This window comes from Methylobacterium sp. A49B (assembly GCF_053346215.1).
Genome location: NZ_JBKFBO010000120.1, coordinates 106,037 through 131,903, shown reverse-complemented (window position 1 = coordinate 131,903; position 25,867 = coordinate 106,037). Strand labels below are relative to the sequence as shown.

The 25,867-nt window shown below is 69.9% G+C and carries 30 protein-coding genes; 13 read left to right on the top strand and 17 right to left on the bottom strand.

The features are described 5' to 3' along the window. Positions 1 to 11 precede the first annotated feature (11 nt). From ACLBX9_RS24780 to mdcA, 6 genes are all read right to left on the bottom strand, one after another. Positions 12 to 938: an acyltransferase domain-containing protein gene (locus ACLBX9_RS24780; protein WP_447720792.1), complete on the bottom strand. Its 927-nt coding sequence runs from the start codon at positions 936 to 938 to the stop codon at positions 12 to 14. Continuing rightward, positions 935 to 1,594, bottom strand: coding sequence for a malonate decarboxylase holo-[acyl-carrier-protein] synthase (gene mdcG / locus ACLBX9_RS24775; protein WP_447720791.1), 660 nt, complete (start codon positions 1,592 to 1,594; stop codon positions 935 to 937). The genes ACLBX9_RS24780 and mdcG overlap by 4 nt, the downstream gene beginning before the upstream one ends. Beyond that, positions 1,587 to 2,303 (bottom strand): biotin-independent malonate decarboxylase subunit gamma, encoded by a 717-nt coding sequence (gene mdcE, locus ACLBX9_RS24770; protein ID WP_447720790.1) that lies wholly within the window; start codon positions 2,301 to 2,303, stop codon positions 1,587 to 1,589. Before mdcE ends, mdcG begins: the two co-directional genes overlap by 8 nt. Further along, positions 2,290 to 3,219 (bottom strand): biotin-independent malonate decarboxylase subunit beta, encoded by a 930-nt coding sequence (locus tag ACLBX9_RS24765; protein ID WP_447720789.1) that lies wholly within the window; start codon positions 3,217 to 3,219, stop codon positions 2,290 to 2,292. The genes mdcE and ACLBX9_RS24765 overlap by 14 nt, the downstream gene beginning before the upstream one ends. A 2-nt stretch (positions 3,220 to 3,221) precedes the next feature. Continuing rightward, a complete protein-coding gene (mdcC, locus tag ACLBX9_RS24760; RefSeq protein WP_447720816.1) occupies positions 3,222 to 3,530 on the bottom strand; it encodes a malonate decarboxylase acyl carrier protein in 309 nt (102 codons plus the stop codon). A gap of 234 nt (positions 3,531 to 3,764) precedes the next feature. Further along, entirely contained in the window at positions 3,765 to 5,411 is a 1,647-nt protein-coding gene (gene mdcA, locus ACLBX9_RS24755) for a malonate decarboxylase subunit alpha (RefSeq protein ID WP_447720788.1), read from the bottom strand. Between the two features lie 225 nt (positions 5,412 to 5,636). Between mdcA and madL the strand changes: the two genes are divergently transcribed. The 3 genes from madL (at position 5,637) to ACLBX9_RS24740 (ending at position 7,662) form a co-directional block, all read left to right on the top strand. Continuing rightward, on the top strand, positions 5,637 to 6,095 hold the full coding sequence (gene madL, locus ACLBX9_RS24750) for a malonate transporter subunit MadL (protein WP_447720787.1): 459 nt from the start codon (positions 5,637 to 5,639) through the stop codon (positions 6,093 to 6,095). A gap of 4 nt (positions 6,096 to 6,099) precedes the next feature. Beyond that, entirely contained in the window at positions 6,100 to 6,903 is an 804-nt protein-coding gene (gene madM / locus ACLBX9_RS24745; protein ID WP_010683458.1) for a malonate transporter subunit MadM, read from the top strand. A gap of 90 nt (positions 6,904 to 6,993) precedes the next feature. After that, entirely contained in the window at positions 6,994 to 7,662 is a 669-nt protein-coding gene (locus ACLBX9_RS24740) for a GntR family transcriptional regulator (RefSeq protein WP_010683459.1), read from the top strand. Between the two features lie 70 nt (positions 7,663 to 7,732). Here the strand turns inward: ACLBX9_RS24740 and ACLBX9_RS24735 are convergent, their stop codons facing one another. The 3 genes from ACLBX9_RS24735 to ACLBX9_RS24725 form a co-directional block, all read right to left on the bottom strand. After that, positions 7,733 to 8,116, bottom strand: a complete 384-nt coding sequence (locus ACLBX9_RS24735; RefSeq protein WP_447720815.1) for a DUF1203 domain-containing protein — start codon at positions 8,114 to 8,116, stop codon at positions 7,733 to 7,735. A 266-nt stretch (positions 8,117 to 8,382) separates the two neighbouring features. Next, entirely contained in the window at positions 8,383 to 8,754 is a 372-nt protein-coding gene (locus ACLBX9_RS24730) for a cell division protein ZapA (protein WP_447720786.1), read from the bottom strand. Positions 8,755 to 8,796: 42 nt separating this feature from the next. Continuing rightward, entirely contained in the window at positions 8,797 to 9,081 is a 285-nt protein-coding gene (locus ACLBX9_RS24725; RefSeq protein ID WP_447720785.1) for a DUF4164 family protein, read from the bottom strand. 450 nt (positions 9,082 to 9,531) lie between these two features. Here ACLBX9_RS24725 and gap point away from each other — a divergent pair, with 450 nt between their 5' ends. The 6 genes from gap to ACLBX9_RS24695 all read left to right on the top strand — a co-directional run bounded on the left by gap (position 9,532) and on the right by ACLBX9_RS24695 (position 15,504). Beyond that, complete coding sequence (gene gap, locus ACLBX9_RS24720) at positions 9,532 to 10,536, top strand: type I glyceraldehyde-3-phosphate dehydrogenase (RefSeq protein WP_010683463.1); 1,005 nt, start codon at positions 9,532 to 9,534, stop codon at positions 10,534 to 10,536. Positions 10,537 to 10,618: 82 nt separating this feature from the next. Beyond that, the gene (locus ACLBX9_RS24715; protein ID WP_447720784.1) at positions 10,619 to 11,086 is read left to right on the top strand and encodes a hypothetical protein; all 468 of its coding nucleotides are present in this window, start codon (positions 10,619 to 10,621) and stop codon (positions 11,084 to 11,086) included. 34 nt (positions 11,087 to 11,120) lie between these two features. Continuing rightward, entirely contained in the window at positions 11,121 to 12,323 is a 1,203-nt protein-coding gene (locus ACLBX9_RS24710) for a phosphoglycerate kinase (RefSeq protein ID WP_447720783.1), read from the top strand. A gap of 397 nt (positions 12,324 to 12,720) precedes the next feature. Next, complete coding sequence (fba, locus tag ACLBX9_RS24705; RefSeq protein WP_447720782.1) at positions 12,721 to 13,791, top strand: class II fructose-bisphosphate aldolase; 1,071 nt, start codon at positions 12,721 to 12,723, stop codon at positions 13,789 to 13,791. 19 nt (positions 13,792 to 13,810) lie between these two features. Continuing rightward, on the top strand, positions 13,811 to 14,455 hold the full coding sequence (locus ACLBX9_RS24700; RefSeq protein ID WP_447720781.1) for a thiamine phosphate synthase: 645 nt from the start codon (positions 13,811 to 13,813) through the stop codon (positions 14,453 to 14,455). After that, positions 14,452 to 15,504 carry a tetratricopeptide repeat protein gene (locus tag ACLBX9_RS24695; RefSeq protein ID WP_051072154.1) on the top strand — a complete coding sequence of 351 codons (1,053 nt, stop codon included), beginning with the start codon at positions 14,452 to 14,454 and terminating at the stop codon, positions 15,502 to 15,504. The genes ACLBX9_RS24700 and ACLBX9_RS24695 overlap by 4 nt, the downstream gene beginning before the upstream one ends. 41 nt (positions 15,505 to 15,545) lie before the next feature. Here the strand turns inward: ACLBX9_RS24695 and ACLBX9_RS24690 are convergent, their stop codons facing one another. Genes ACLBX9_RS24690 through ACLBX9_RS24680 form a run of 3 tightly spaced genes read right to left on the bottom strand, consistent with a single transcriptional unit; the run spans position 15,546 to position 16,838 of the window. Next, positions 15,546 to 15,986 (bottom strand): cupin domain-containing protein, encoded by a 441-nt coding sequence (locus tag ACLBX9_RS24690; protein WP_010683469.1) that lies wholly within the window; start codon positions 15,984 to 15,986, stop codon positions 15,546 to 15,548. Continuing rightward, complete coding sequence (locus tag ACLBX9_RS24685; RefSeq protein WP_447720780.1) at positions 15,983 to 16,396, bottom strand: carboxymuconolactone decarboxylase family protein; 414 nt, start codon at positions 16,394 to 16,396, stop codon at positions 15,983 to 15,985. Before ACLBX9_RS24685 ends, ACLBX9_RS24690 begins: the two co-directional genes overlap by 4 nt. A 16-nt stretch (positions 16,397 to 16,412) precedes the next feature. Further along, the gene (locus ACLBX9_RS24680; RefSeq protein ID WP_010683471.1) at positions 16,413 to 16,838 is read right to left on the bottom strand and encodes a DUF779 domain-containing protein; all 426 of its coding nucleotides are present in this window, start codon (positions 16,836 to 16,838) and stop codon (positions 16,413 to 16,415) included. A gap of 133 nt (positions 16,839 to 16,971) precedes the next feature. Here ACLBX9_RS24680 and ACLBX9_RS24675 point away from each other — a divergent pair, with 133 nt between their 5' ends. After that, the gene (locus tag ACLBX9_RS24675) at positions 16,972 to 17,265 is read left to right on the top strand and encodes a hypothetical protein (protein WP_447720779.1); all 294 of its coding nucleotides are present in this window, start codon (positions 16,972 to 16,974) and stop codon (positions 17,263 to 17,265) included. Between the two features lie 80 nt (positions 17,266 to 17,345). On the opposite strand, the gene adh is transcribed toward ACLBX9_RS24675, so the two are convergent. From adh to ACLBX9_RS24650, 5 genes are all read right to left on the bottom strand, one after another. Further along, complete coding sequence (adh, locus tag ACLBX9_RS24670) at positions 17,346 to 18,869, bottom strand: aldehyde dehydrogenase (protein WP_010683473.1); 1,524 nt, start codon at positions 18,867 to 18,869, stop codon at positions 17,346 to 17,348. 338 nt (positions 18,870 to 19,207) lie between these two features. Further along, a complete protein-coding gene (locus ACLBX9_RS24665) occupies positions 19,208 to 19,555 on the bottom strand; it encodes a DUF3325 domain-containing protein (RefSeq protein ID WP_447720778.1) in 348 nt (115 codons plus the stop codon). Beyond that, positions 19,552 to 21,075 carry a PepSY-associated TM helix domain-containing protein gene (locus ACLBX9_RS24660; protein WP_447720777.1) on the bottom strand — a complete coding sequence of 508 codons (1,524 nt, stop codon included), beginning with the start codon at positions 21,073 to 21,075 and terminating at the stop codon, positions 19,552 to 19,554. The genes ACLBX9_RS24665 and ACLBX9_RS24660 overlap by 4 nt, the downstream gene beginning before the upstream one ends. Further along, on the bottom strand, positions 21,072 to 21,383 hold the full coding sequence (locus ACLBX9_RS24655) for an iron transporter (protein WP_447720776.1): 312 nt from the start codon (positions 21,381 to 21,383) through the stop codon (positions 21,072 to 21,074). Before ACLBX9_RS24655 ends, ACLBX9_RS24660 begins: the two co-directional genes overlap by 4 nt. Before the next feature lie 602 nt (positions 21,384 to 21,985). Continuing rightward, the gene (locus ACLBX9_RS24650; protein ID WP_447720775.1) at positions 21,986 to 22,786 is read right to left on the bottom strand and encodes a cold-shock protein; all 801 of its coding nucleotides are present in this window, start codon (positions 22,784 to 22,786) and stop codon (positions 21,986 to 21,988) included. A 312-nt stretch (positions 22,787 to 23,098) separates the two neighbouring features. Here ACLBX9_RS24650 and ACLBX9_RS24645 point away from each other — a divergent pair, with 312 nt between their 5' ends. The 3 genes from ACLBX9_RS24645 (at position 23,099) to ACLBX9_RS24635 (ending at position 25,503) form a co-directional block, all read left to right on the top strand. Beyond that, the gene (locus tag ACLBX9_RS24645) at positions 23,099 to 23,572 is read left to right on the top strand and encodes a response regulator (protein ID WP_007568119.1); all 474 of its coding nucleotides are present in this window, start codon (positions 23,099 to 23,101) and stop codon (positions 23,570 to 23,572) included. 112 nt (positions 23,573 to 23,684) lie between these two features. Then, the gene (locus ACLBX9_RS24640) at positions 23,685 to 24,767 is read left to right on the top strand and encodes a Ppx/GppA phosphatase family protein (protein WP_010683479.1); all 1,083 of its coding nucleotides are present in this window, start codon (positions 23,685 to 23,687) and stop codon (positions 24,765 to 24,767) included. A 10-nt stretch (positions 24,768 to 24,777) separates the two neighbouring features. Further along, complete coding sequence (locus ACLBX9_RS24635) at positions 24,778 to 25,503, top strand: RlmE family RNA methyltransferase (protein WP_447720774.1); 726 nt, start codon at positions 24,778 to 24,780, stop codon at positions 25,501 to 25,503. Positions 25,504 to 25,867 lie beyond the last annotated feature (364 nt).

Genomic DNA, 25,867 nt, shown 5'->3' with positions numbered 1-25,867 from the left:
GGCCGGTCGGCTCACCGCTTGCCGAGCCAGTCGATGACGCCCGCGAGCGACCGGAACTCATCCAGCGCGTGAATCCGGGCATCCGGCATAATGGTCCGGGCCATGGTCGCGAGCGCGTGGCCGGGACCCAGTTCCAGAACGCGGTCGGCACCGTATTCGCGGCAGGCATCCAGGCAGGCGGCCCAGTCGATCGGCCGCGAGATCTGCAGGGCGAGCTTCTCGAGACCCTCGGGGACCCGGAACACGGTCGCGCCGTCGAGACCGCTGACCAGGCGGGGAGACGCGGGTGCCGGTCGCCGCAGCGTCGCCTGCGCGAGCGCGTCCCGGAACGCCGCCGTGGCGGCTGCGAGGAGCGGCGTATGGGAGGGCGTGTGGACCGGCAGGACCACGGCTCGCTGCGCTCCCGACCCGCTCGCCTCGACGCACAGGGCATCGAGGGCGTCGCGCGGCCCGCCGACGACGCCGCTGTCGGCCGCATTGCGGATCGCGAGGTGGCAGCCGTGCCGCGCGGCGAGATTCGCCAGTGTGTCCAGTGCCAGCCCGCGGATTCCCGCCAGCCCGAATCCGGCCGCGGAGGCGGCATCCATGGCCTCCGCGCGCCGCGCGGCGAGGGCCAGGACGTCCGCCGGATCGAGCCGTCCGGCGACGCCCCAGGCCGCGAGGTCGCCGACGCTGTAGCCGGCCACGATGGCGCGATCCGGCTGCGCCGGGCCGAGGGTGCGCCACGCGGCGAGCGCGGCGGTGCAGCACAGGATCTGGCCCGCGCGATTGGCGTGCAGGCGGTCGTCGCCGGCCCGCGCGAGGTCGCGGGGATCGGTGCCGTCGAGATGGATCTTGGCGGCCGCGAAGATCGGCTGCGCCGCCGGATCGTCGGCCGTGAGATCGAACATCCCCGGGTGCTGGCCGCCCTGGCCGGAGAGGAGCAGGGCGAGGGTCATGCCGCCACCGGAACGCGCAGCGGATCGACCGGCCGGAGCGCCAGTGCGTCCACGCTCTTTGCGAGGACGGAGCCGCCGGCCGGGGCTTCGAGCAGCTCCCGCCAGTGCAGGCCGAACCCGTCCGGAAGCAGGATCTCCCCGTCGATGCGCATGGGCGCCACGTCCGCGATGTTGCGGATCTGCGTCAGCAGGCCCGCCGGGACGGCCTCGCGACACGGCCAGAGCAGGTCGAGATCGGAGGTGGCGGTCAGGTAGGTCAGGCCGGTGACCGCCTGCCACAGGAGGCCGCCGAAGGACCGCGGCACGATCCCGTGCCCGGCCCCGATCGCCACGAGATCCCGGATGGCCGGGCGCCAGGCCGCGGGGGCATCGCCGGCGACGTCGATCAGGCTCATCGGGGATAGCGCCGTCAGGGCTTCCTCAGGCAGCGCCAGCCCGATCCTCCGCTTGCCGTCGGCGGGTGGCAAGGGCAGTCCGAGGGGGACGGCCCCGGCGTCATCTCCCGGAACCCGGCGGCGCACGACGAAGGGCCGCCCCGCCTCGGCCCAGCCTCGCAGATGCGGGACAGCGACGAGATCCGGCCGCGCGTCGAGCCAGGCCGCCCAGGCTGCCGGATCGGCCCGGACGAGGTCGTGGCGCCTGTAGGGCTCAGCCAAGGCGCGCCTGATCGCCGACGGCCTCGGCCACGGAGCGGGCGACCGGCCGGCCGCCGCGCGCCTCGCCGAGACGGTCCCGCACGTCGTCCGACGGCATCGCGTCGATCAGAGCGCGGATCTGGCCATCCAGCGGCGTGCAGGGATCCAGGACCGCGTGGACCGCACCGGTCGCCACCATGTTGTCGATGCCGGGGGCGAAGACCGGCGTCGACTTCGCCATGTCCTGGAGCTTCTCAAGCGGAAGCTTGGTGACGCGGGCCACCGACGGCAGGTCCATCACGCTCGGATTGGCGCCGGGCAGCGCCGCCAGCACGCGGGTCGCGAGCGCGGTGGCGATGAACGCTCCCGCAGCCGAATGGCCGTAGATCAGCCCGATCGTCGGATGCCCCGAGCGGTCGGCCAGCAGCACCGTCTTGGCGAGGTGCGCGAGGCACTCGTTCAGGCCCAGCAGCTCGTCGCGCCGGCTCATGCGCTGGCTGTCGGAATCGACCACGACAAGGATCGGCGCCCGGTCGCCCGCCCGCACCGCGTCGAGCACCGCCCGCGACAGGACCAGAGCGCCGTCGACGCCCAGCGGCGTGTCGCCATCGATGCCCACCACGTGGATCCTGCCACCCGCGAAGGGGCCGCTGCCGGTCACAAGCCCGTCGCGCACGGCGACGTCATGTCCGCCCGGGAAAAGGGACGCGAGGATCTCATCGAGCGTCATGGTCGGCCTCCCTGATCCGGCGGACGGTCTCGACGAAGGCCTCCGCGTCCATCGCCGGCACCCGCTCGGGATCGTTGACGCCGAGCCGCGCCCAGACATCCGTGGCATCCCGGCAATCGCCGAAGCGGGCGATCCGGGCCTCGAGGCGCGCCTGCTCGGCCTCCAGGGTTTCAAGGTCGAAGGCCGGCGCCCGGCCGAGGAGGTCGAGGGCTGCCCGCCGGAATTCCGCGACCGTGTCGGCGCAGAAGGCGTCGGCGCCGCCGATGAGCCTGCGATGCTTGCCGCCCATGGTGCGCCAGACGAGCGCCCGGTCGCGGGAATCGAATTCCTCCGCGCCCTTGTTGGTCTCGATCACCTCCGGACCGGAAACCGAGATGCGGCCACCCTCGGACACCGCCAGCCGCGAGCAGGTTCCGGCGATGAGGCCACCGCCTCCGTAGCAGCCGGCACGCCCGCCGATCAGCCCGATGACGGGGATCCCGGCGGCGCGGACGTCCACGATGGCCCGCATCGTCTCGGCGATGGCGGTCTCGCCGGCATTGGCCTCCTGGAGGCGCACGCCGCCGGTGTCGAACAGGATCAGCACCGCCATCGGCTTCACGTCGAGGGCGGCCCTGAGCAGACCGACGATCTTGCCCCCGTGCACCTCGCCGAAGGCGCCGCCCATGAAGCGGCCCTCCTGCGCGGCGATCAGCACCGGGCTGCCGTCGAGCGCTGCGCGGCCCACCACGATGCCGTCGTCGAAGGCGCGGGGGAGATCGAACAGCGGCAGGTGCGGGCTCATGCGCCGCTCGGTCGGGCCGAGGAACTCGTGGAAGCTGCCCGGATCGACGAAGGCCGCCACGCGCTGGCGCGCCGTGGCCTCGTACCAGCTCAGAGCATCCGGATCGACGCGCGCGGCGCGGTCACCCGCCATGATCAGGCCTCCATCAGCCGGGCGCCCTGAAGCAGGCGCAGCGATACGGTGTCGGGGCGCGCGCCGCCGTCGTTGATGCTGATGCGGACGCCGCCCGGCTGGGCCCGGGCGACGAAATCCGCCACCACGGCCTCCCAGACGTCGCCGAACCCGGAGATCGGCGTCGCGATCGCGACTTCGCAGGCATCCGCCGGCAGGACCCGCTCCAGAAGGATCTCCAGGTTGCCCGAGGCGACCACGCCGGTGATCGCGTTCGGCACCGAGCCCGCCAGCGGCTTCGTGGTGGTGTGGCGGAAGGTCAGGGTTTCCATGGCCGGTTCCTTGTGGGGCATCCAGCGATCCATACGGAACGCCTCAACAGAGAGCCTGTCCGACTCAGAGCTTCCATTGCACACCCTCATTCTGAGGTGCTGCGCTGCGCTCCGGGACCTCGGGATGAGGTCGCGCTTGGAGTCTCTTTCGCAACGAGCGAGATCGGAAGGTCTACCGGGCCCTCGGGTTCAGGTTCAGACGGCGAAGGTCTCGACATCGCGTTCAGCCGCGGCTCACCAGTTCCGGAACTTCGCCGGCGGCTCGTAGAGCCCACCGGACCAGTGCACGAGATCCTTGATCGACTTCGCGGCGAGGAGCGCCCGATCCGCGTCGAGCGGCTCGATGCCGAGATCCTCCGGCCGCCGGATGACGCCGCGGGCGCGCAAGGCCTCGACCTTCGCCCGGTCACGGCCGCGGCCGACCTCCGTGTAGCCCGCCACGCCGCGGATCGCCTGCTCGCGCTCGTCGGCGTCGCGGCAGAGCAGGAGGTTGGCGATGCCCTCCTCGGTGACGATGTGGGTCACGTCGTCAGCGTAGATCATCACCGGCGCCAGCTCGAGCCCGATCTTCTGGGCGAGTTCCAACGCGTCGAGCTTCTCCACGAAGGTGGGCACCAGCTTGTCGCCGAAGGTCTCGACGAGCTGGACGACCAGCTTGCGCCCGCGCATCAGCGCCGGGTCGCCGACGATCTGCCCCTCCCGTCCCGCCTTCATCCAGGCGTCCGAGGGATGGCGGCGTCCGTGCGGGTCCGAGCCCATGTTGGGGGCACCTCCGAAGCCCGCGACCCGTGACTGGGTGATGGTCGAGGAATGGCCCATCAGGTCGATCTGCAGCGTCGCGCCGATGAACATGTCGCAGGCATAGAGGCCGGCCGTCTGGCAGAAGGCCCTGTTCGAGCGAAGGCTACCATCCGCACCTGTGAAGAAGATGTCGGGCCGCTCGCGGATGTAGCGGTCCATGCCGACCTCGGACCCGAAGCAATGAACCTGCTTGACCCAGCCCGACTCGATCGCGGGGATCAGGGTCGGGTGCGGGTTCAGCGCCCAATGGGTGGCGATCTTGCCCTTCAGCCCGAGCTTCTCGCCGTAGGTCGGCAGCAGAAGCTCGATCGCCGCCGTCCCGAATCCGATGCCGTGGTTGAGGCGGCGGATGCCGTACTCGGCGTAGATTCCCTTGATCGCCATCATGGCGATCAGGATCTGGGTCTCCGTCATGGCCGCCGGGTCGCGGGTGAAGAGCGGCTCGACGTAGAACGGCTTGTCGGCCTCCACCACGAAGTCGATCCGGTCGCCCGGGATGTCGACCCGTGGGACTGTCTCGACGATCTCGTTGACCTGCGCGACGACCACGCCGTTCTTGAAGGCCGTCGCCTCCACGACGGTGGGCGTGTCCTCGGTGTTGGGCCCGGTATAGAGGTTGCCGTCCCGGTCGGCCGAGACGCCCGCGATCAGTGCCACGTTGGGCGTCAGATCGACGAAGTAGCGGGCGAACAGCTCTAGGTAGGTGTGCACCGCCCCGAGCTCGATCTGGCCGCCGTAGAGCATCTTGGCGATGCGGGCGCCCTGCGGACCGGAATAGGAATAGTCGAGCCTCTTGGCGATGCCGGTCTCGAAGACGTCGAGATGCTCCGGGAGGACGATCCCCGACTGGACCATGTGCAGATCGTGGACCTTCTCGGGATCGCAGGCGCTCAGCGCCCGGGCGAGACAATCCGCCTGCTTCTGATTGTCCCCTTCGAGGCAAACCCGGTCGCCCGGTCGCAGGATCGCCTCCAGAAGATCGACGACGGCCTCGGCCGGCACGACCTTGCCGTCTGCCTGCGCGCGGCCAGCCGCGATCCGGGCTTCGCGCGCCTGCCTCTCCCCGCGCCAATCGTCCATGTGCGCGCCCTCGTCGGTGTGCCGAACGCCAAATAGAGCGGCCGTCCGTATTTTCAAAGCCGAACAGATCACGCTTTCGTATACGGGATTGCCCAATTGTCAATATCTTGCATACTGAACGGAACGGCCGAAGGCTGATTTGGGAAGGAAACGCACCATGACGCGCGCGTCGGGGCAGTGGCTGGCAGCCGGCAGGTCACCGGTATTCTACCAAGGCCAACGCCGATGATCGTCCTCGGTGTCGCCCTGCTCGCGGCCTGCACGCTGATCGGCGTGTATCTCGGCGATCTTCTGGGCCTGTTGCTCGGCGTGAAGGCTAATGTCGGCGGCGTCGGCATCGCGATGATCCTGCTCATCGCCGCGCGGCTGTGGCTCTCGCGGCGCGGCCGCCTGACCAAGGGTGTCCAGTTCGGCGTCGAGTTCTGGGCCGGGATGTACATCCCGATCGTCGTTGCGATGGCAGCGCAGCAGAACGTGGTCGCGGCGGTCAGCGGCGGCCCGATCGTGCTGATCGCCGCCACAGGCTCGCTCGTCCTGTGCTTCGGTGCCGTGGCCCTCCTGAGCCGCGTCGGGCGCCGCGACGCATCCACCGGGACGGTCGAGCACGGCGGATCGGTCATCGGCGGGGGGACGGAGCCGCCCGTCCCCGTCCAGCCTGCCTCATCCGTCGCCAGGAAGGTCTGACGCCATGGAAAACGGATCCGGGGATCACGGGATCGGGCACGCCGTCTGGCACGGCATCGAGCACGTCTTCGTCGAGCAGAGTCTGGTGGCCGCGTTCGCGGTGGTCGGGGCGCTGATCCTGATCTCCAACTTCGCCGCCAAACGGCTCACCAACGGGCGGGTCCATGGCTCGGCCATTGCCATCGTGCTGGGGCTGGTCCTAGCCTATTGCGGCGGGCTCTACACCGGCGGCAAGAAGGGGCTCGCCGACCTCCCGGCGCTCGCCGGCATCGGCCTGATGGGCGGCGCGATGCTGCGCGACTTCGCCATCGTCGCCACAGCCTTCGAGGTCGATGTGGTCGAGGCCCGCCGCGCGGGGCTCCTCGGCGTATTGGCGCTCGCCCTCGGCACGATCTTGCCGTTCATCGTGGGGACGCTGACCGCCATGGCCTTCGGCTACCACGACGCGGTGTCGGTCACGACCATTGGCGCGGGCGCGATCACCTACATCGTGGGCCCGGTCACCGGCGCGGCGATCGGCGCGGATTCCACCGTGATGGCGCTCTCCATCGCGACCGGCGTCACCAAGGCGGTCATGGTGATGGTCGGGACACCCTTAGTGGCGCGGCTGATCGGCCTGGATAACCCGCGCTCTGCCATGGCGTATGGCGGGTTGATGGGGACGGTCAGCGGCGTCGCCGGCGGTCTCGCGGCGACCGACCCCAAGCTCGTGCCCTACGGTGCATTGACCGCCACGTTCCACACCGGGATCGGCTGCCTCGTCGGTCCCTCGATCCTGTTCCTGACGGTGCGGGCCTTCCTCGGTTGAAAATTCGGCCCTGCGGATGAGGGTGTGCTATCGCAACGTCTGCCCCGGAGACTGAAAGCCGCTCCGCGCGGCGGGGTCGAGGAGCGGCGAATGCACGGCGATTTCCAGAAGATCGACAGCGGCCTGCTCTCGGACCGGATCCGCGACGCGCTGACGGACGCCATCGCGTCGGGTACCCTGGCGGCCGGTACGGCCCTCGACGAGCAGAATCTCGCACAGCGCTACGGCGCGTCGCGCACCCCGGTCCGGGAGGCGCTGCGCCAGCTCGCGGCCTCGGGCCTCGTGGAGATCCGGCCGCGCCGGGGCGTGGTGGTTGCGCGCCTCACACCACAGCGGATCGCCGACATGTTCGAGACGACCGCCGAGATCGAGGCGATGTGCGCGCGCCTCGCGACCTACCGGATGACACCCCTGGAGCGCGGCGGCCTGATGGAGCTGCACGAGGAATCCGCCGCGGCCGTGGAGGCCGGCGATCTCGACGCCTACGACCGATTCAACCGGATCTTCCACGAGGCGCTCTACGCCGGGACCCACAACGCCTTCATGGCCGAGCAGGCCCTGGCGATCCGCGAGCGGCTGGCGGCCTTCCGACGGACGCAGCTGCGCCACTCCGACCGGATCCGCCGCTCCCGGGAGGAGCACGGCGACATCCTGGCGGCGATCGCGGAAGGCGACGGCGAGACGGCCGCCCGGCGGATGCGGGCGCACATGCTCCGCGCGGCGGCGGCTCTGGGGCGTTACATCGCCGAGACGGGTTGAGGCGGTCGACCGGACAGATCGCGTCCGCGGGGAACTTGCTCGGCGGGACGCTCCTGTGGGGCCTTGGCTGTCACGCCAGGCGGACGACGAGCGAGAGCAGGCATCCCGGCCTCGCCGTGTGGACGTTCACGAATTCCGTGCGCGCATCGCTGAGGGCGCGTTCGAGCGGGGCATCGACGTCGTCGCCCGCGCAGACATGGCCGAGATCGTACAGGCACTGGTGTTCGGTATCGTAAGCCCGGACCGACACGAGCGGGTTGGCGCGGATGATCGGCGCCACCGCGTTCCGGATCTCGGCGTGGGGACAGGTCCTCTCGTGCAGGAAGATCGGGCTCGGGGTCCAGTAGAGGCCGCGGGGCTTCGGTAGATCGTACGAGCCGAGCAACATGGGTTCGCCCGGCTTTGCCAAGCGAAGGCAGTGCCGGCATGGGAATGCGCCGCTCGCTGTGGCCATGACCCGCCGGATCGCGTTGCCGCGATCGTCCAGTCCGGTGCGACGGAAGCGATCGGCGGTCTCTGCGGCGATCGGAATGCATTGAAAGTCGGTCATTCGGACACTCCCGCGACGTCTCCGAGACCTGTCTGAGACCTGTCGTGGCGCGAAGCATCCCGATCCTTGCTCTCAAACCGGGCGATCCAGCATCATTCCGACGGGAGCCGCTCGACCGCCGTTGCGCCGAAAATGCCGACCACCGATGCCGATACCGCCGGCGCCGGTCCTCAGCCCCGCGGCGCCGGGCCGGCCAGCGCCTCCGCGAGCTTCCCGATCCGCTCGGCCGCCCGGCCGATACCGCCCGCCGCGCGCTCGGCGTCGCCGGTCCGGCCGCGCTCGGCGGCTTCCGCGGCAACGCGCAACTCCGCATTGTCGGCCTCCAATGCGGCGAGCCGGCCGCGCAGCTCGGCCAGCTCATCCGCGATCGTCAGCGCCGCCATCACCTGCAGGCGCATGTCGCCGATCTCACCGAAGCTCTTGCGCATCTCGGCGATCCGCTCATCCAGCGTGCCGGCGAGGCCGGTCAGGTGGGCCTCCTCCCCCTCCCCGCAGGCCATGCGGTAGCTGCGTCCGTCGATGGTGACGTTGATCTGCGGCAAGGGCGTCTCCGGTGAGCGCTCCGGGCGGCGGCACGCGCCGCGTCAGGAGCGTTGCAGCACATCCTGAACGGTCTCGATCGCCCGGTCGAGCCGCTGGCCGACCTCGCCGGTCGTCGTGGTGACCTCGGCGAGGCGCGCGCTCGCCGCATCGAGGGCCGCGGCCAGCCTTGCGCGATCCTCGTTCATCAAGGCGAGTTCCGCATCCCGGTCGTCCGGCTGCGCCGCGGACTCGAGTCGATGACTGACGACGGCATCCAGGCGGTTCACGGCCGCATCGAGGTGCGCGAGCGCCGCGTCGATGGGACTGAGGTCGATATCGTCGGCCATGGTTCTTCGTCCGCTTCGACGACAAGCTTTCCGTCGAATGCATCCGGAATTCTAGCCCGAAATGGCATCCGACCGCGTGATCGATCGGTTCGCGCGGTGGAACCGCGCGAACCTGTTTATTGGTCGGTGGAACGCGGGCCTTTGTCACGGTCTCGCGTTTGACAGGTCAAGGCACCATGTTAGACAGCCGCGCGCTCCCGAGAGGGTGCGCACGAGACATGCCGGATGGCCGGTCCGCGACAGTTCCGAGGCCTCAGCCGCGCCGTCCGATCCGACGGCCACGGGCGCGAAGCCCGGTCCTCCCGGCCCGGTTCATCGCCGGTTCAAACCCGTCCGCCCAGATCCGCCCGGCCAGATCAGCCCGGCACAGAGGCGGGCTGCCAAGACCGCTCCGGGGACCGCACTCTCAGGTCCGGCGGGCGCTGAGCCGCATCAGGAAGGAGTGACGCCGTGACGAAGGTTGCCATCAACGGGTTCGGACGCATCGGCCGGAACGTCCTGCGCGCGATCGCCGAGGCCGGCCGCAGCGACATCGAGGTCGTGGCGATCAACGATCTCGGCCCGGTGGAGACCAACGCCCACCTGCTCCGCTACGATTCCGTACATGGCCGGTTCCCCGGCGAGGTGGCGGTCGACGGCGAGTTCCTCGTCGTCAACGGCAAGCGCATCAAGGTCACAGCCGTGCGCAACCCGGCCGAGCTGCCGCATCGCGACCTCGGCGTGGATATCGCGCTCGAATGCACCGGCATCTTCACCTCGAAGGACAAGGCGAAGGCCCATCTCGATGCCGGCGCCAAGCGCGTCCTCGTCTCGGCCCCGGCCGACGGCGCCGACCTGACGGTGGTCTACGGCGTCAACCACGACAAACTCACCGGCGAGCACCTCGTCGTTTCGAACGCCTCCTGCACGACGAACTGCCTCGCGCCGGTCGCCAAGGTGCTGGACGAGGCAGTGGGCATCGAGCGCGGCTTCATGACCACGATCCACTCCTACACCAACGACCAGCCGTCGCTGGACCAGATGCACAAGGATCTCTACCGCGCCCGCGCCGCCGCCCTCTCGATGATCCCGACCTCGACGGGGGCCGCCAAGGCGGTGGGACTCGTGCTGCCGACGCTGAAGGGCAAGCTCGACGGGACGGCGATCCGCGTGCCGACCCCCAACGTCTCGGCGGTGGATCTGGTGTTCACGGCCAAGCGCGCGACGTCGGTCCAGGAGATCAACGACGCCATCAAGGCCGCCGCCGCTGGCCCGCTGAAGGGCGTGCTCGGCGTGACCGACCGGCCGAACGTCTCGATCGACTTCAACCACGATCCGCACTCGTCGACCTTCCACCTCGACCAGACCAAGGTCATGGACGGCACCTTCGTGCGCATCCTGTCGTGGTATGACAACGAGTGGGGCTTCTCGAACCGCATGGCCGACACGGCCGTGGCGATGGCGAAGCTCATCTGATCGACGATGTCCGCCGCCCCTCGAAGGGCGGCGACCCGCTCTTCATCGGACGGCCTCACCTCGAACCAGGGACTCTCCAGGGATGACCGACGCTTCGCTGGGTACGTCGAGCACTCCGTCGGCCGTGCCGCCCGCGCCTGGGCCCGCTCCGACGCCGCCGGTCGCGACGGCCGCGCCGGCGGTCGCGACCCCGTCCCACGCCCTCCCCGCAAACCAGCTCTTCGACCAGCTCGCGCGGATCGAGGACAAGTGCTCCCGGATCGAGGACAAGTATGCTCGATCCGAGGCGCTGCTGTCCCGCGTCGAGGACAAGGTCGAGAACGCTTCCAATCGGATGAACGAGGCGGCCCGGCAATCCGATCTGGCGGCGCTCCGGACGGAGATGCGCGGCCTCGCCGAGCGCACGCGGCGCCTGCCCAGCACCGGCGCCCTCGTACTGACCGCCGTGATCACCGCCATCCTGACCGTCGTGCTGCTGGTCGCGGTGCAGCGGCTCAACATCGACCGGCTGCTGCCGCAACGGGCCGCGATCGGCACCACCGTCCAGTAAGACAACGACCCGCATAGGACCTCGACAGCACCGCATGAGCGCCTTCCGCACCCTCGACGATGCCGGATCCCTCAAGGGTCGACGCGTGCTCATGCGCGTCGACCTGAACGTGCCGATGGAGAACGGCCGTGTCACCGACGCGACCCGGATCGAGCGCGTCGTCCCGACGATCCACGAGGTCTCCGAGCAGGGCGCGAAGGTGATCCTGCTGGCGCATTTCGGGCGTCCGAAGGGCAAGCGGGAGCCGAAGGACTCGCTGGAGCCGGTGGTCCCGGCCCTGGGTAAGGCCCTGGGCCGCCCGGTCGCCTTCGCGCCGGACTGCATCGGCGACGAGGCCGCCAAGGCGGTGGCGGCGCTGCAGGACGGCGACGTGCTGCTGCTGGAGAATACCCGCTTCCATGCCGGCGAGGAGAAGAACGACGCGACCTTCGCCGATGCCCTGGCGGCGAACGGCGACGTGTACGTCAACGAAGCCTTCTCGGCCGCCCACCGGGCTCACGCCTCCACCGAGGGACTGGCGCACCGCCTGCCGGCTTATGCCGGCCGCGAAATGCAGGCGGAGCTGGACGCCCTGACCAAGGGCCTGGAATCGCCGCAGCGCCCGGTGATCGCCCTCGTCGGCGGCGCCAAGGTCTCGTCCAAGATCGATCTCTTGGAAAACCTCGTCGCCAAGGTCGACATGCTGGTGATCGGCGGCGGCATGGCCAACACCTTCCTGCATGCGCAGGGCAAGACCGTGGGCAAGTCGCTCTGCGAGAAGGACCTCGCCGAGACCGCAACCCGGATCCTGGCCGCCGCCGAGAAGGCAGGCTGCCGGATCATCCTGCCGGTCGACGCCGTCGCGGCGACGGAGTTCAAGGCGCAGGCCCCGCACGAGACCGTCCCGGTCGATGCCGTGCCGCAGTCCAGCATGATCCTCGATGCCGGGCCGCGCTCCGTCGCCGAGATCAACGCCGCGATCGACGGGTCGAAGACCCTGGTGTGGAACGGTCCGCTGGGGGCGTTCGAACTCGCGCCCTTCGACGCCGCGACGGTGGCCGCCGCCAAGCATGCGGCCGCGCGGACGAAGGACGGGAACCTCGTTTCCGTGGCCGGCGGCGGCGACACCGTGGCTGCTCTGAACCATGCCGGCGTGGCGCAGACCTTCACTTACGTGTCGACCGCGGGGGGCGCCTTCCTCGAATGGCTGGAAGGCAAGGCCCTCCCGGGTGTCGAAGCCCTGCGCGCGAAGGGCTGAGACGGCACTCTGCTCTCGTCCCCTGGCTCGTCACGATCTATACTGCCGGCCGTCATCGCCCGGGCGGCCGAGTCGATGGGTGACAAGGGGGGAACGCGACCTTCCAGACCCTGACGGGGATCGAGGCGATTCACGCTCAGGCGCTCGTGCGTTTCGACAGGCTCGACGCGCACAGGGGCGATGTCGACGTGCGTGTCAGTGAGGTCGGGGAACGGGTTCGGGCCGTGGAGAGCTGAACCGGCTGAGGATCATCCGCCGAAGGAATACGCAATTCGGTTTCGGAGATTGACCGAAAGCGAAGCACTCGGCAGACCGGCACGATATAGCCCAGCTGAGAGCTTCACGGCGCGACCGGCGATCGGGCGGACGACCAGACGGAAACGGGAAGACAGGCACGATGGCACGCATCACCCTCCGGCAACTCCTCGATCATGCCGCTGAGCACGAGTACGGCGTGCCCGCCTTCAACCTGAACAACATGGAGCAGGGGCTCGCCATCATGGCGGCGGCCGACGCCACCGACTCGCCGGTGATCCTGCAGGCGAGCCGCGGCGCCCGTGCCTACGCCAACGACGTCGTGCTGGCCAAGCTGATCGACGGCCTGGTCGAGATCTACCCGCACATCCCGGTCTGCATGCATCTCGACCACGGCAACAACGAAGCCACCTGCGCCACCGCGATCCAGTACGGCTTCACCTCGGTGATGATGGACGGCTCGCTGAAGGCCGACGGCAAGACCCCGGCCGATTACAATTACAACGTCGAGATCACCCGCAACGTCACCAAGATGGCTCACTGGGCCGGCGTCTCCGTCGAGGGCGAGCTGGGCGTGCTCGGCTCGCTCGAGAGCGGCCAGGGCGAGGCCGAGGACGGACACGGCGCCGAGGGTACGCTGAGCCACGACCAGCTCCTGACTGATCCGGATGAGGCCGTGAAGTTCGTCGAGGCCACCAAGGTCGACGCGCTGGCGGTGGCCATGGGCACGAGCCACGGCGCCTACAAGTTCACCCGCAAGCCCGATGGCGAGGTGCTGGCGATGAACGTGATCGAGGAGATCCACCGCCGCCTGCCGACGACCCACCTCGTCATGCACGGCTCGTCGTCGGTCCCCCAGGACCTGCAGGACATCATCAATCAATACGGCGGCCAGATGAAGCCGACCTGGGGCGTCCCTGTCGAGGAGATCCAGCGCGGCATCAAGCACGGCGTGCGCAAGATCAACATCGACACGGACAACCGCATGGCGATGACCGGCCAGATCCGGAAGGTGCTCACGGAGAGCCCCTCCGAGTTCGATCCGCGCAAGTATCTGAAGCCCGCCATGGAGGCGATGACCAAGCTCTGCAAGCAGCGCTTCGAGGAGTTCAACACCGCCGGCAAGGGCTCGAAGATCCGGCCGATCTCGGTCGCCGAGATGGCGAAGCGCTACGCCAGCGGCGCCCTCGACCCGAAGATCGGCGCACGCTGAGGGTGACGCAGCGGGTCCGATGAGCAACAGCGCGCGTCTCGCCCTGCTCGGGCCGCACGGCCTCGATGCCGGCGGCATCGAGATCTTCGTGACGGCCCTGCGGGAATCCTGCGCCGTCGGCGATGTCGCCGCGGTGATCCTTCGGCTCGCCGCCGGCGACGAGCGCAGTCTCACGGCGCGCGTCAAACAGGTCGCGCCGGTGGCGCAGGAGCATGGGGCCGCCCTGGTCGTGGCCTGTCCGGGCTTTGCCGGCGATCTCGCCGCGGTGGCGATCCGCGGCGGCGCCGACGGCATCCACGTCGACAAGCCGCGCGACCTGAAGCACCTGCGCGGCCGGCTGCGGGACGGGCGCATTCTCGGCGCCGGCGGTCTCGAGACCAAGCATACGGCCATGGAGGCCGGGGAAGCCGGGATCGACTACCTGATGTTCGGCGGCCTCTATCCGGACGGCGTCGCGCCGGATCCGGAGACCGTGCGCGCCCGCGCCGCGTGGTGGGCGGAGATCTTCGAGACGCCCTGCATCGCCGTGGCGGCCGCGCCCGACGAGGTCGCGCCGCTTTGCGCGACCGGTTCGGAGTTCATCGGATTGGAGAGCGCTCTCTGGCTGCAGGATCCCGGCGCCGTCGAGCGGGCGCAGCGCGTCCTGCAGGAGAAGGCCGCGTGAGCGGTCGCGCGCTTCGTCGGGTTCCGGGCTTGGCAGTCGCCTGTGCCCTGGCTCTGCCGGCCTGGGCGGCCTCCGGACCGGCCGATCCGGCCCGGACCCCCGTGCCGGCTGCCGCCGGCGCCGCCGCGCAGCCCGGCAAGGCGCAGATGCCGGAGCTGCCGAGCCCCTACACGCCGAACTACACGCGCGGCGCCGTACCGCCCGCGAACGGCCAGCCGCCGGATTTCGCCTACGGCGCCTACCAGCGCGGCCAGTACGTCACCGCCTTCCGTGAGGCGACCAAGCGCATCGAGGCCAATCCCAAGGATGCGCCCGCGATGACGCTGCTCGGCGAGTTGTACAACCAGGGGCTCGGCGTGAAGCAGAATCCCGTCAAGGCTGCCGAGTGGTACAGGCTCGCAGCCGCGCAGAACGATGCCGCCGCGATGTCGTCGCTGGGACTGATGGCGCTCGACGGCCGCGGGATGCCGAAGGATGCGAAGGCCGGCCGGCGCTGGCTGGAAGAGGCCACGGCCCACGGCTCGCCGACGGCGGCCTACAATCTCGGCCTGATCCTGATCGGCAGCGGCGCGTCCGCCGACGAGGCTGCGGCGGCGGCCCAGTTCCGCAAGGCCGCGGAAGCGGAGATCGGCCCCGCTCAGCACGATCTCGGCGTGCTCTACCTTCAGGGCCGCGGCGTGCCGAAGGACCCGGTCAAGGCGGCGGCGTGGTTCCGCCGGGGCGCGGATAACGGCGATCTCGCCAGCGAGGTCGAGTACGCGATCCTGCTGTTCAACGGCAACGGCGTCACCAAGGACGAGCGCTCGGCGGCCCGCTACTTCCTGCACGCGGCCTCCCGCGGCAACGCGATCGCGCAGAACCGTGTGGCGCGGCTCTACGCCGTCGGGCGCGGCGTCGGGAAGAACCTCGTCGAGGCGGCAGCCTGGAACCTCGCCGCCGCTGGCCAGGGCCTCTCGGACGCGTGGCTCGACCAGACGCTCTCGGGTCTCTCGGCGGATGAGCGCGGCCGGGCCGAGCGCCTCGCCAACGAGCGGATCGAGCAGCGCTGAAGGGGCCCCCAGGCCGCTCGCCTCCGACGTGAAGACCGTTTCTAGGCCTCCGCCTTCGACCAGTCGACGCCGGCTTCCAGCTCCGGCAGGAGCACCACGCTCTCCTGCTCGTTCGGGTCGGTCCGGGCGATCACCGCGGTGACCGGTTCGGTCTGGCTGCGGTTGTACGGGAGGTGCGGGACGTCGGCGGCGATGTAGACGAACTCGCCGGCGCCCGCGATCGCGTGGTTCTCCAGCCGCTCACCCCAGAAGCACCCCGAAACGCCCGACAGGACGTAGATCGCGGTCTCGTGCGATTCGTGCTTGTGGGCGTGGGCGCGCTCGCCCGGCGGGATCTCCAGGAGCTGCATGTGCAGCGCCTTCGACCCGACGGCTTCCGCGGAGATCGCTGGCCGGTAGAGGTGCCCCTGCTTGCCCCGGAAGGGCGCACTCTCGTGCACCACCCGGAACGGTTCCCCCCGCGCGTCGGACCCGGAACTCATGGACCTTCCTCCACCTTGAAGGCGGGATCGACAGGAATCTGCATGCCGTTGACCAGCGCGTTGGTCTGGTTCGCCATGCCGACGACCGCCAGGAACTCCCCGTGCTGCTCCGCCGTCAAGCCCTTCGCCCGCGCCGCGGCCGTGTGGGAGTGGATGCAGTAAGGGCAGCCATTGGCGATGGAGACCGCCATGTAGACCAGTTCCTTGGTCAGCGGATCGAGGGTGCCCGGACCCATCACGGCCTTCAGCGTCGTCCACGTCCGCTCCAGAAGCGCGGGATCGTTGGCGAGGCCGCGCCAGAAGTTGTTGACGAAGTCCGAGCCGCGGGTCGCCCGGATATCCGCGAAGACCGCGCAAACGCGTGGATCGGCCTCGGCCTCGGGGTCGTTCCAGAGCTTCACGGTCGCCACGGCCGCCCCTCCTTCGTCAGAGTTTGCAGGCCCCTTCGAGCGCGCGATTCTCCGCGTCGGAGAACATCCGCGAGCGGATGTGAAACCGCTTCTCCCGCCCGTTCTCCAGCGAGAACATGCCGCCACGGCCAGGCACGACGTCGAGGATCAGGTGCGTGTGCTTCCAGACCTCGAACTGCGACCGGCTGATGAAGAAGTCGGCGCCCCCGACCGTGCCGAGATGGACATCGCCGTCGCCGATGACGAAGTCGCCCACCGGATAGCACATCGGGGAGGAGCCGTCGCAGCAGCCGCCGGACTGGTGGAACATCACCGGACCGTACTCGCCCCGCAACTCGTCGATCAGCGCGAGCGCTTTCGGGGTCGCGGTGACCCGAAGGGGCGTGCCGTCGGCCCCGACCTGCTCCGCAACGTTGGCGTCGATCGTCGTGTCCGTATCCATGCCAGCCTCCGCTCCCGATGTCTGAATATGCGCGGTGTTCGGCGGATTTCCACGCTGGTTCCGACTCGGTCCGCCGCGCGTTGTGTTCCTGATCGCCGGGGCTCATCGCCCCTGGGGATCGGGAGAGCCCGCCATGATCCATCGCCAGCCCGTCGCCTGCCTCGCCCTCGCCCTGCTCGCCCTCGCTGGGCCTGCCTCGGCCGACCCGCTCTCGCTCCGTGTCCAGCCCCGGGAGCAGCCTCTGTTCGTCCAGCACGCGTGGCGCGTCGCCGGAAACCCCAACGTGACGCCCGACAACCCGATGGGCGTCGTCGGCTGGGACGGGCCGCCGGACGACATCCCGAGCGTCAGCGGCGATGCCGGACCGATGGCCCCCGGGTCCATCGCTAACGCGCCCTTCGAGGGCTACGGCTTCGGTCTCGACTGACCGGGTTAGATCCGGATCGAAAAAGCCCCGGCCTTGCGGCCGGGGCTGAAGTTGTCTCGGGGGTTGACCCGACAAGAAGCTCAGAAGAACCCGAGCTTCTTGGCCGAGTAGCTGACCAGCATGTTCTTGGTCTGCTGGTAGTGATCGAGCATCATCTTGTGCGTCTCGCGGCCGATGCCGGACTGCTTGTAGCCCCCGAAGGCCGCATGGGCCGGGTAGGCGTGGTAGCAGTTCGTCCAGACGCGCCCGGCCTGGATCGCCCGGCCGAATCGGTAGGCGCGGGTCCCGTCGCGGGTCCAGACACCGGCGCCGAGGCCGTAGAGGGTGTCGTTGGCGATGGAGAGCGCCTCGGCGTCGTCCTTGAAGGTCGTCACGGACAGGACCGGTCCGAAGATCTCCTCCTGGAAGATGCGCATCTTGTTGTGGCCGCGGAAGACGGTCGGCTTCACGTAGAAGCCCTCGGCGAACTCGCCGTCCTTGACGTTGCGCTCGCCGCCGGTGAGCAGTTGCGCACCCTCCTGCCGGCCGATGTCGATGTAGGAGAGGATCTTCTCCATCTGCTCGCCCGAGGCCTGGGCGCCGATCATGGTGGCCGGGTCCAGCGGCGAACCCTGCGTGATCGCCTCGACGCGCTTCACCGCCCGTTCCATGAAGCGGTCGTAGATCGACTCATGCACCAGCGCCCGGCTCGGGCAGGTGCAGACCTCGCCCTGATTGAGGGCGAACATCGTGAAGCCCTCGAGGGCCTTGTCGAGGAAGTCGTCGTCCTCGTTCGCCACGTCGGCGAAGAAGATGTTCGGCGACTTGCCGCCGAGCTCGAGCGTCACCGGGATAAGGTTCTGCGACGCGTACTGCATGATGAGGCGGCCGGTGGTCGTCTCACCCGTGAAGGCGATCTTGGCGATCCGCGGCGACGAGGCGAGCGGCTTGCCGGCCTCGAGCCCGAAGCCGTTGATCACGTTGAGCACGCCCGGCGGCAGCAGGTCGCCGATGATCTCCATCAGAACCAGCACGGAGGCCGGGGTCTGCTCGGCGGGCTTGAGGACCACGCAGTTGCCGGCGGCGAGAGCCGGGGCGAGCTTCCACACCGCCATCAGGATCGGGAAGTTCCACGGAATGATCTGACCGACCACGCCCAGCGGCTCGTGGAAATGGTAGGCGACCGTGTCGTGGTCGATCTCGGAGATCGAGCCTTCCTGCGCCCGCACGCAGCCGGCGAAGTAGCGAAAATGGTCGATGGCGAGGGGGATGTCGGCGTGGGTCGTCTCGCGGATCGGCTTGCCGTTGTCCCAGGTCTCGGCCAGGGCGATCAGATCGAGGTTCTCCTCCATCCGGTCGGCCATCTTGAGGAGGATCCGGGCGCGCTCGGCCGGCGCCGTGCGGCCCCAGGCCTCCTTGGCGGCGTGGGCGGCGTCGAGGGCCTTCTCGACATCCTGGGCATCGGAGCGGGCGACCTCGCAGATGACCTTGCCGGTGATCGGCGAGGTGTTCTCGAAGTAGCGGCCGGCCGCGGGGGCGACCCACTGGCCGCCGATGAAGTTCTCGTAGCGGGCCGAGAAGGGCGACTTGACCTTGGCGTCGCCGAGGAATTCCGGCTTGTTCATCGCTGTGTTCCCTCCGTGGGCCCCGGCCTCGCGAACCGCGGCTCTTGGGCTTAAGCTGGCGCTCGGGCGACCGATCTCAGGGCCGCGTCCGGTTCAACTATGGTCGCAGCCAATGGCTTTTGGCGCGCCGAATCAAGATGGACTTTTGGCCAGTGCGCGAGTGAGGCGATCCTACGCCCTTCCGGCCAGCGCCGCGAGGGGGGCGATCCGGCGGCTCCGGCGCCACCATTCGACCGCTGACCGGAGCGGCGCGCGATCAGACGACCCGTCGGGAAGGCCTGCACCCATCGGGCGACGGCGTCGCGCGGGAGCGCGGCCTGCCAAGATCAGCTCAGGAATCAGCCCAGGAAGGTGAGCGGAAGGATGAGGGCGGCGAGCGGCAGCGCCGCCAGCGCGGCCGGCCGCAGCCAGCGCGGCCGATAGGAGATCAGCGCCACGACCATCAAGGCCGATCCGGTCAACGCCCCGGTCCACTGGACGGGACCGAAATTCCAGCCCGCGGACGCCACGGCCGCCGCGAACGACAGCGCCAGCCCTGACCATCCGGCCGCACGGAGGCCCGGAACCCGCCGCCGGGGCACGGGCGACCGGAAGGCGGCCCGATGATGACGGTCCAGGCTCAAGGCCAGGGCGGCGAAGCCCGAGAAGCCCAGGAGCAGGCTCAACAGCAGAGCGGGAACGGTCACGCTTCGACGGTCCCGTGCAGGGTCGCGACGGCCCGCTCGCGGGCAATTTCGCCGCGCCGGGCCGCGAGCCGGGCACCAAGGAGGAGCACCAGCCCGATCACCGTGATCGCGGCGTCGAACCCGAGGAATCGCGCTTCGCCGACCGTCAACATGTCGGCGACCGGGATCGCCAGGAAGGCAGCTGCCGCCAGGCCGAGCGCCGCGGACCAGGCTTTCGCCCGCGGGTAGAGCATCGCCAGCAGGGCGGCGATCGCCCAGGCGGCGAAGAAGCCGCGGACCTCCCAGTCGCCCCGGGCTTCAAGGCCGGCCGGCAGGAGGCGATTCCCGAAGAAGTAGGCCGCCAATCCCACCGGAAGGCCCGCGATGGTCCCGATGTTCAGAAACCGCACGAGGCGCAGGCCGAAGCCTTCCGGATCCGCGCCCCTCGGCGCCCGCGCAACCGTCCAGAGCACGAGGCCCGAGCCGATGGCGGCGGCGCCCATCACGCCGCAGAGGAAGAACAGCAGGCGCAGGGGTGCGGGCGCGAAATGGCCCTGGTGGAGGCCGGCCATCACGGCGCCCGTCCGCGTGGCGGCCCCGGCCACGCCGACCCGGGAAATCTCGGCGCCGGTATCGGCGGCGTAGGCGATCTGCGGGTGGAGATGCGTGAGCCCGTGTGGCTCCTCGAAATACGCCGTCGCGGTCGCGCCGGCATCCCCGGGCATCGAGACGAACAGGACTTCGGGCGGTTCACCGCCCGCGGCGGTCGCCTGGTCCACGATCTGGCCCAGCGGCAGCGGCACGCCGGGCCGACCCTCGGGCGGACGGCCGGGCGTCATGATGCCCGCCTCCGCGTAATAGCGGAGCTCGTCGCCGTGATAGGCCGCCTGGATGCCCCAGGGCATCAGCATCGACGACAGCAGGACGAGGCCGGAATAGACGATCATCAGGTGGAACGGCAGGGCGAGGACCCCGACCACGTTGTGGGCGTCGAGCCATCCGCGCTGTGCCGAGCGATCCCGCCGGAAGGTGAAGAAGTCGGCGAAGATGCGCCGGTGCGTGACGATACCGGCGATCAGCGCAATCAGCAGGATCGTGGCGCAGGCCGAGACGATCCAGCGCCCCCAGATCGGCGGCAGATGCAGCTCGTAGTGGAAGCGGTAGAGGAAATCGCCGCCCTGCGTGTCGCGGACCGCCGACCGTTCCCCGGTCGCGGGATCGAGGAGGGCGTGGTGGTAGGGGCCGGCGGGGCTATGCCACCAGTAGACCTCCACGGCCGGGCTGTCCGCCTTCGGCAGCCTGACGGACCAGCCCACGGCGTCCGGCATCGTCTTGCGCAGGAACATGCCGGCGCGGGTGGCCGCCGCGACGGGGTCAGGGGCCGACTCGGACAGTTCGGGGCGCATCCAGCGCGAGATCTCGCTGCGATAGTAACTCGCCGTCCCGGTCACGAAGATCGCGAACAGCACCCAGCCGACCAAAAGGCCGGACCACGTGTGCAGCCACGCCATGGCCTGGCGGAAACTTCTGGTTTGGCTCACGCGACGGCCCCGCCTGTCAGGCCGCCCGCTGCCCAGAGAGCCGCCGCCAGAAGGGCAGCCAGGATGGCCACGACGAGAGCCGCGGCGGCGAGCGTCCGCGCCGCGAAAACCCAGATCCCGACCGCCGCCATGATGGCGAAGCTCGCGAGTGTGGCGGCGGACACGGCTTCGGCCCTGGGGCCCGGCAGCGTCACCGCGAGAAGGCCGGTCGCGAGCGCCGCCACGCCGTAGCCGCCGAGCGCCGCCAAGACTACGCGGCCTGCAACGGCGAGGCGATCGGACAGGGTCGGCGTTGCCCGGGCGCTCATGGCGCCACCTCTCGTTCCCGTGAGCCCATGGGGCGACCTAAAGCGACCGCCGCGGTGGCGCAACGCCTATGTTCCGGAACGATTCCAGTGTGGCGAGAGAGGCTTAGGTGCCGAGCTGAGAAGGTGTCCCGTGACGGCGCACGTGAGGATCCCGATTGTCAGGAGCACGTGCCGCGTCTGCCCTGTCCTGTTCGCCCGGCTCTTGGTGATGGGACGGTCCAATCGGGCCCACGCTCCCGATACGGGGTGGCTCAGCGTCTCAGGACTCTATCCGGCTCCGCACGCTTGGCCCCTCGGATCGACGCGGCCGCGTCCATGGCGCTGGGCGGCAAATCGGCGCCGGCATCGGGTCGTCCAGCGACGACGTGGTTGCCGGGCCTCGTCTCCGCTCGGTCTCTACCCCAACCGTAGCCAGCGTTGAGACCCGCGTAAAATCCGGTGAAGTCGTCCGCGCAGGCGCTGCCGGCGACGAGACTTAGCAGGATCGGCAGCAAGACGCGGTTCATGGTCAGTCTGCAAAAACAAGGCGGCGGCCCCGATCGGAACCGCCGCCCTGAAGTCTCGTCGCTGATCGCGGCGGCAAAGCGGCCGCCGTGACCCGCTCAGTCCTCGACGTTGATGCTCTGGGCCTCGCGGCCCTTCTGGCCTTCGACAACGCCGAGCGTGACCTGCTGGCCCTCGGCGAGGGAGTCGAGGCCGGCCCGGGAGAGAGCGGAGCGGTGGACGAACACGTCCTTGCCGCCGTCATTGACCGAGACGAAGCCGAAGCCCTTCGCAGGGTCGTACCACTTCACGGTGCCGCTCATCTCCACCGACGGGCCGCTGGCGAAGCGGCCACCACCGCCGCCGCCACCGCCACCGCCGCCGTACCCACCGCCGCCACCGCCGTAGCCGCCGCCGTAACCACCGCCGCCACCGCCGGCGCCGAAGCCGCCGGTGCGCGGACGGAACTCGCGCCGGGGCGCGGGAGCCTCGGCCGTGGACGTGTCGACGCTGGTGACGCTGGTCACCTGCGGGCCCTTTTGACCCTGGGCCGTGGTGACCGTCAGACGGGTACCCGGCATGAGGTCCGCATGACCGGCCGCCTCGACGGCGCGGATGTGGAGGAAGGCATCGCCCGAGCCGTCACCCAGCTCGACGAAGCCGAAGCCTTTCTCCTTGTTGAACCACTTGACGGTGGCGTCGCGCTCGGGCCCCGACGCGACCGGGGCAGCGCCACGCGCCGGGCCGCGGTCGAAGCCACCGCCGCCGAAGCCACCGCCGCCGCCGCCGAAGCCGCCACCGCCACCACCGTACCCACCGCCGAATCCGCCGCTGGGGGCAGCTTGATCAGGCCATCTCGGCTCGCCACTCTCGTCGAAGCCGCGCTTCTGCGGCCCCCTGAAATCACGACCACGTCCCATAGAAAGCTCGCAAAAACCGTCCGCCGCCCTTGTCTCGAATACCGCGTGCGCGCCATCCCAGACAGCCCACGCCCCGCACTATCATTACCCCAGGTCGCGGTAACCAAGAATAACGCCCCAGTCCTGACGCAATCGGGCCTTGACCGCAAGGACCTTCTGGCCCCAAACGCGCCCGTTTCGTTACTTTCTTGCGGCAAACAACGCAGACGTCGGTGCGTGGCGCACTGGTCGTTCGCAGTGGAGTGATGGCGTTAGCGAAACGCAAACGCTGCGTGGGTAGGGTCGAAGACGCGCTCCGCACCGCCGGCCGTCATGATCGCGACACCGACCTTCCCCGACCTCTCGGCCCTCGTCGTCGATGAGAGCCTCTACATCCGCCGAATCGTGCGTGACATGCTGATGCGCGTCGGGATCAAGCGTGTCCTCGAAGCACCGGACGGCGCCGAGGCGCTCGGCGTGCTGGCGGAGAGCAAGCCCGACATCAGCATCATCGACTGGGACCTGTCGATCCTGTCGGGCGAGGAGTTCATCCGGCTCGCGCGCACGCCGACCACCTCGCCCTGCCCCACGATCCCGATCATCCTGATGCTGGCCCAGCCGCGCCGCAATGTGGTCGACCGGGCGGTGGCGCTCGGCGTCAATGAGATCATCGCCAAGCCGTTCTCGCCCAAGACCCTGTGGTCGCGGTTGGACGAGGTGATCAACCGGCCGCGGCCGTATTCGCAGGTGAAGAGCCTGCTGCGCCCGATTCCGCGGCGCACCAGCGCCATGAAGGCGGTGGCCTGATCGCGGGCCTGCGATCGGACGTTGCAGTTCCCCACCGAGCCTGTAGGGTCATCGATCAACAAAGGCCGAGCGCGACGCTCCTGGCCGACCCTGAGGATCGACGGCCGCGCCGATGAGGGACGAGACCGCCGCGGCCGCACCGTCCCGAATCCAGACCGGCGCGGCGCCGCTTCACACGCCTGACCCCTTCCCGGGCCGGGATCGCCGTCGTGCCGCCTACGCGGCGCTGGATCTCGGCACCAACAACTGCCGCCTGCTGATCGCCGAGCCGACCTACAGCGGCTTCCGGGTGATCGACGCGTTCTCGCGCATCGTGCGTCTCGGCGAGGGGCTCGGCACCTCCGACCGCCTGAGCGACGCGGCGATCGAGCGGACCGTCGAGGCGCTGCGGATCTGCCGGACCAAGATGCAGGTGCGCGGGGTGCAGCGCGCCAAGATCATCGCCACGGAGGCGTGCCGCCTGGCGGTGAACGGCGCGGCCTTCGTCGAGCGCGTCCGCCGCGGCGTGGGGCTCGACCTGGAGATCGTGGACCGCCAGACCGAGGCCTATCTGGCCGTCACCGGTTGCGCGGCGCTGGCCGACCCGCTGGCGGAGTCGGTCGTGATCTTCGACATCGGCGGCGGCTCCACCGAGATCGCGTGGCTCGACGGTGCGGCCGCCAACCCCTCTACGGACCCGACCCTGCGGATCCGCGCCTGGGATTCGCTGCCGGTCGGCGTGGTCACGCTGGCGGAGCGTCACGGCGGTGCCGAGGTGACGCGGCGGATGTTCGAGGGGATGGTCGAGGAGGTGGCCGAGAAGCTGTCCGCCTTCGCCCTGCGCGCCGCGGCGGCCGCGACGGCGCCCCGGTTCCATCTGCTCGGTACCTCGGGCACCGTGACGACGATCGCCGCGATGCACCTGCGTCTGGCGCGCTACGAGCGGCGGCGCGTCGACGGCCTGTGGATGACCGACGACGAGGTGACCACCGCCATCGACGACCTGCTCGACACCCGCCTGGAACAGCGCGCGGACAATCCCTGCATCGGTCGGGACCGCGCCGATCTGGTGCTCGCCGGCTGCGCGATCCTCGAGGCGATCCGAAGGGCCTTCCCCGCCGAGCGCCTGCGCATCGCCGACCGCGGCCTGCGCGAAGGCTTGCTGATGAACATGATGCGGGAGGACGGCGTCTGGAACAGGAAGCCGGTGCGATGAGGACATCGCGATGAGCGACCGGCGCGGCGGCGCGAGTTCCGGGGGCGGCGTGCGCGGGGACCTGAAGAAGCGGGTGAAGACCGGCCGCGGACGGACCCTGTCGCAGAAGCGCTGGCTCGAGCGCCAGCTCAACGATCCCTACGTGGCGCGGGCGAAGCGCGAGGGCTATCGATCCCGTGCGGCGTACAAGCTCATCGAGATCGACGAGCGCTACAAGCTGCTGCGGCCCGGCCAGCGGGTCGTCGACCTCGGCGCCGCCCCGGGTGGGTGGTCGCAGGTTGCCGCGCGCACGGTCGGGTCGACCGGCCGGGTCGTCGGCATCGATCTGCTGGAGATCGAGCCCATGGCCGGGGTCGAGTTCATCACGCTGGACTTCCTCGACGACGAGGCGCCGGCCAAGCTGACCGCACTGCTCGGCGGACCCGCCGATCTGGTGCTGTCCGACATGGCAGCGAACGCCACGGGTCACAAGAAGACCGATCACCTGCGCATCATCGGTCTCGCCGAGACGGCGGCCGCGTTCGCCCGCGAGATCCTGGCACCGGGCGGCGCCTATCTGGCCAAGGTGCTTCAGGGCGGCACCGAGGGCGCCCTCCTGACCGACCTGAAGCGCGACTTCGCCGTCGTCCGTCACGTGAAGCCGGCCGCCAGCCGCGCGGATTCCAGCGAACTCTACGTCCTGGCGACGGGCTATCGCGGAGCGCCGACCAGCGGGGCGTCTGCCGACGCGGGCTGAGCCGACCTCAGGCGCCGGTTGCGTGGGCGCGGTCGCTCGTTGTCCTCGGTGGGCTCCTCGCCGATGCGCCTCTCGACGCCCTCGGCCGCCGCTTCGAGCGGGAGAGCCCCGTCGACGCGGTGCATCCCTGGTGGGCGCAGCTCGCCGCCCGATACCGCGTCGACGTGATATGCGCGCTTGCGGGGATCAGCGTCGGTCGGACGGGCGACCGAGGACCACTCGGCGCCGGCGCAGTCCTGATCGTCTGGGCCAACCTGCTGCCACGGCTGCCCGTCGTACCGCTGGAGGCCCGCGCAGCCCGCAGGCTGGCTGCGCCGGCGCACCTCGGCAGACAGATCGTCGAGCCTCTCCTGTCTGCCCGGGG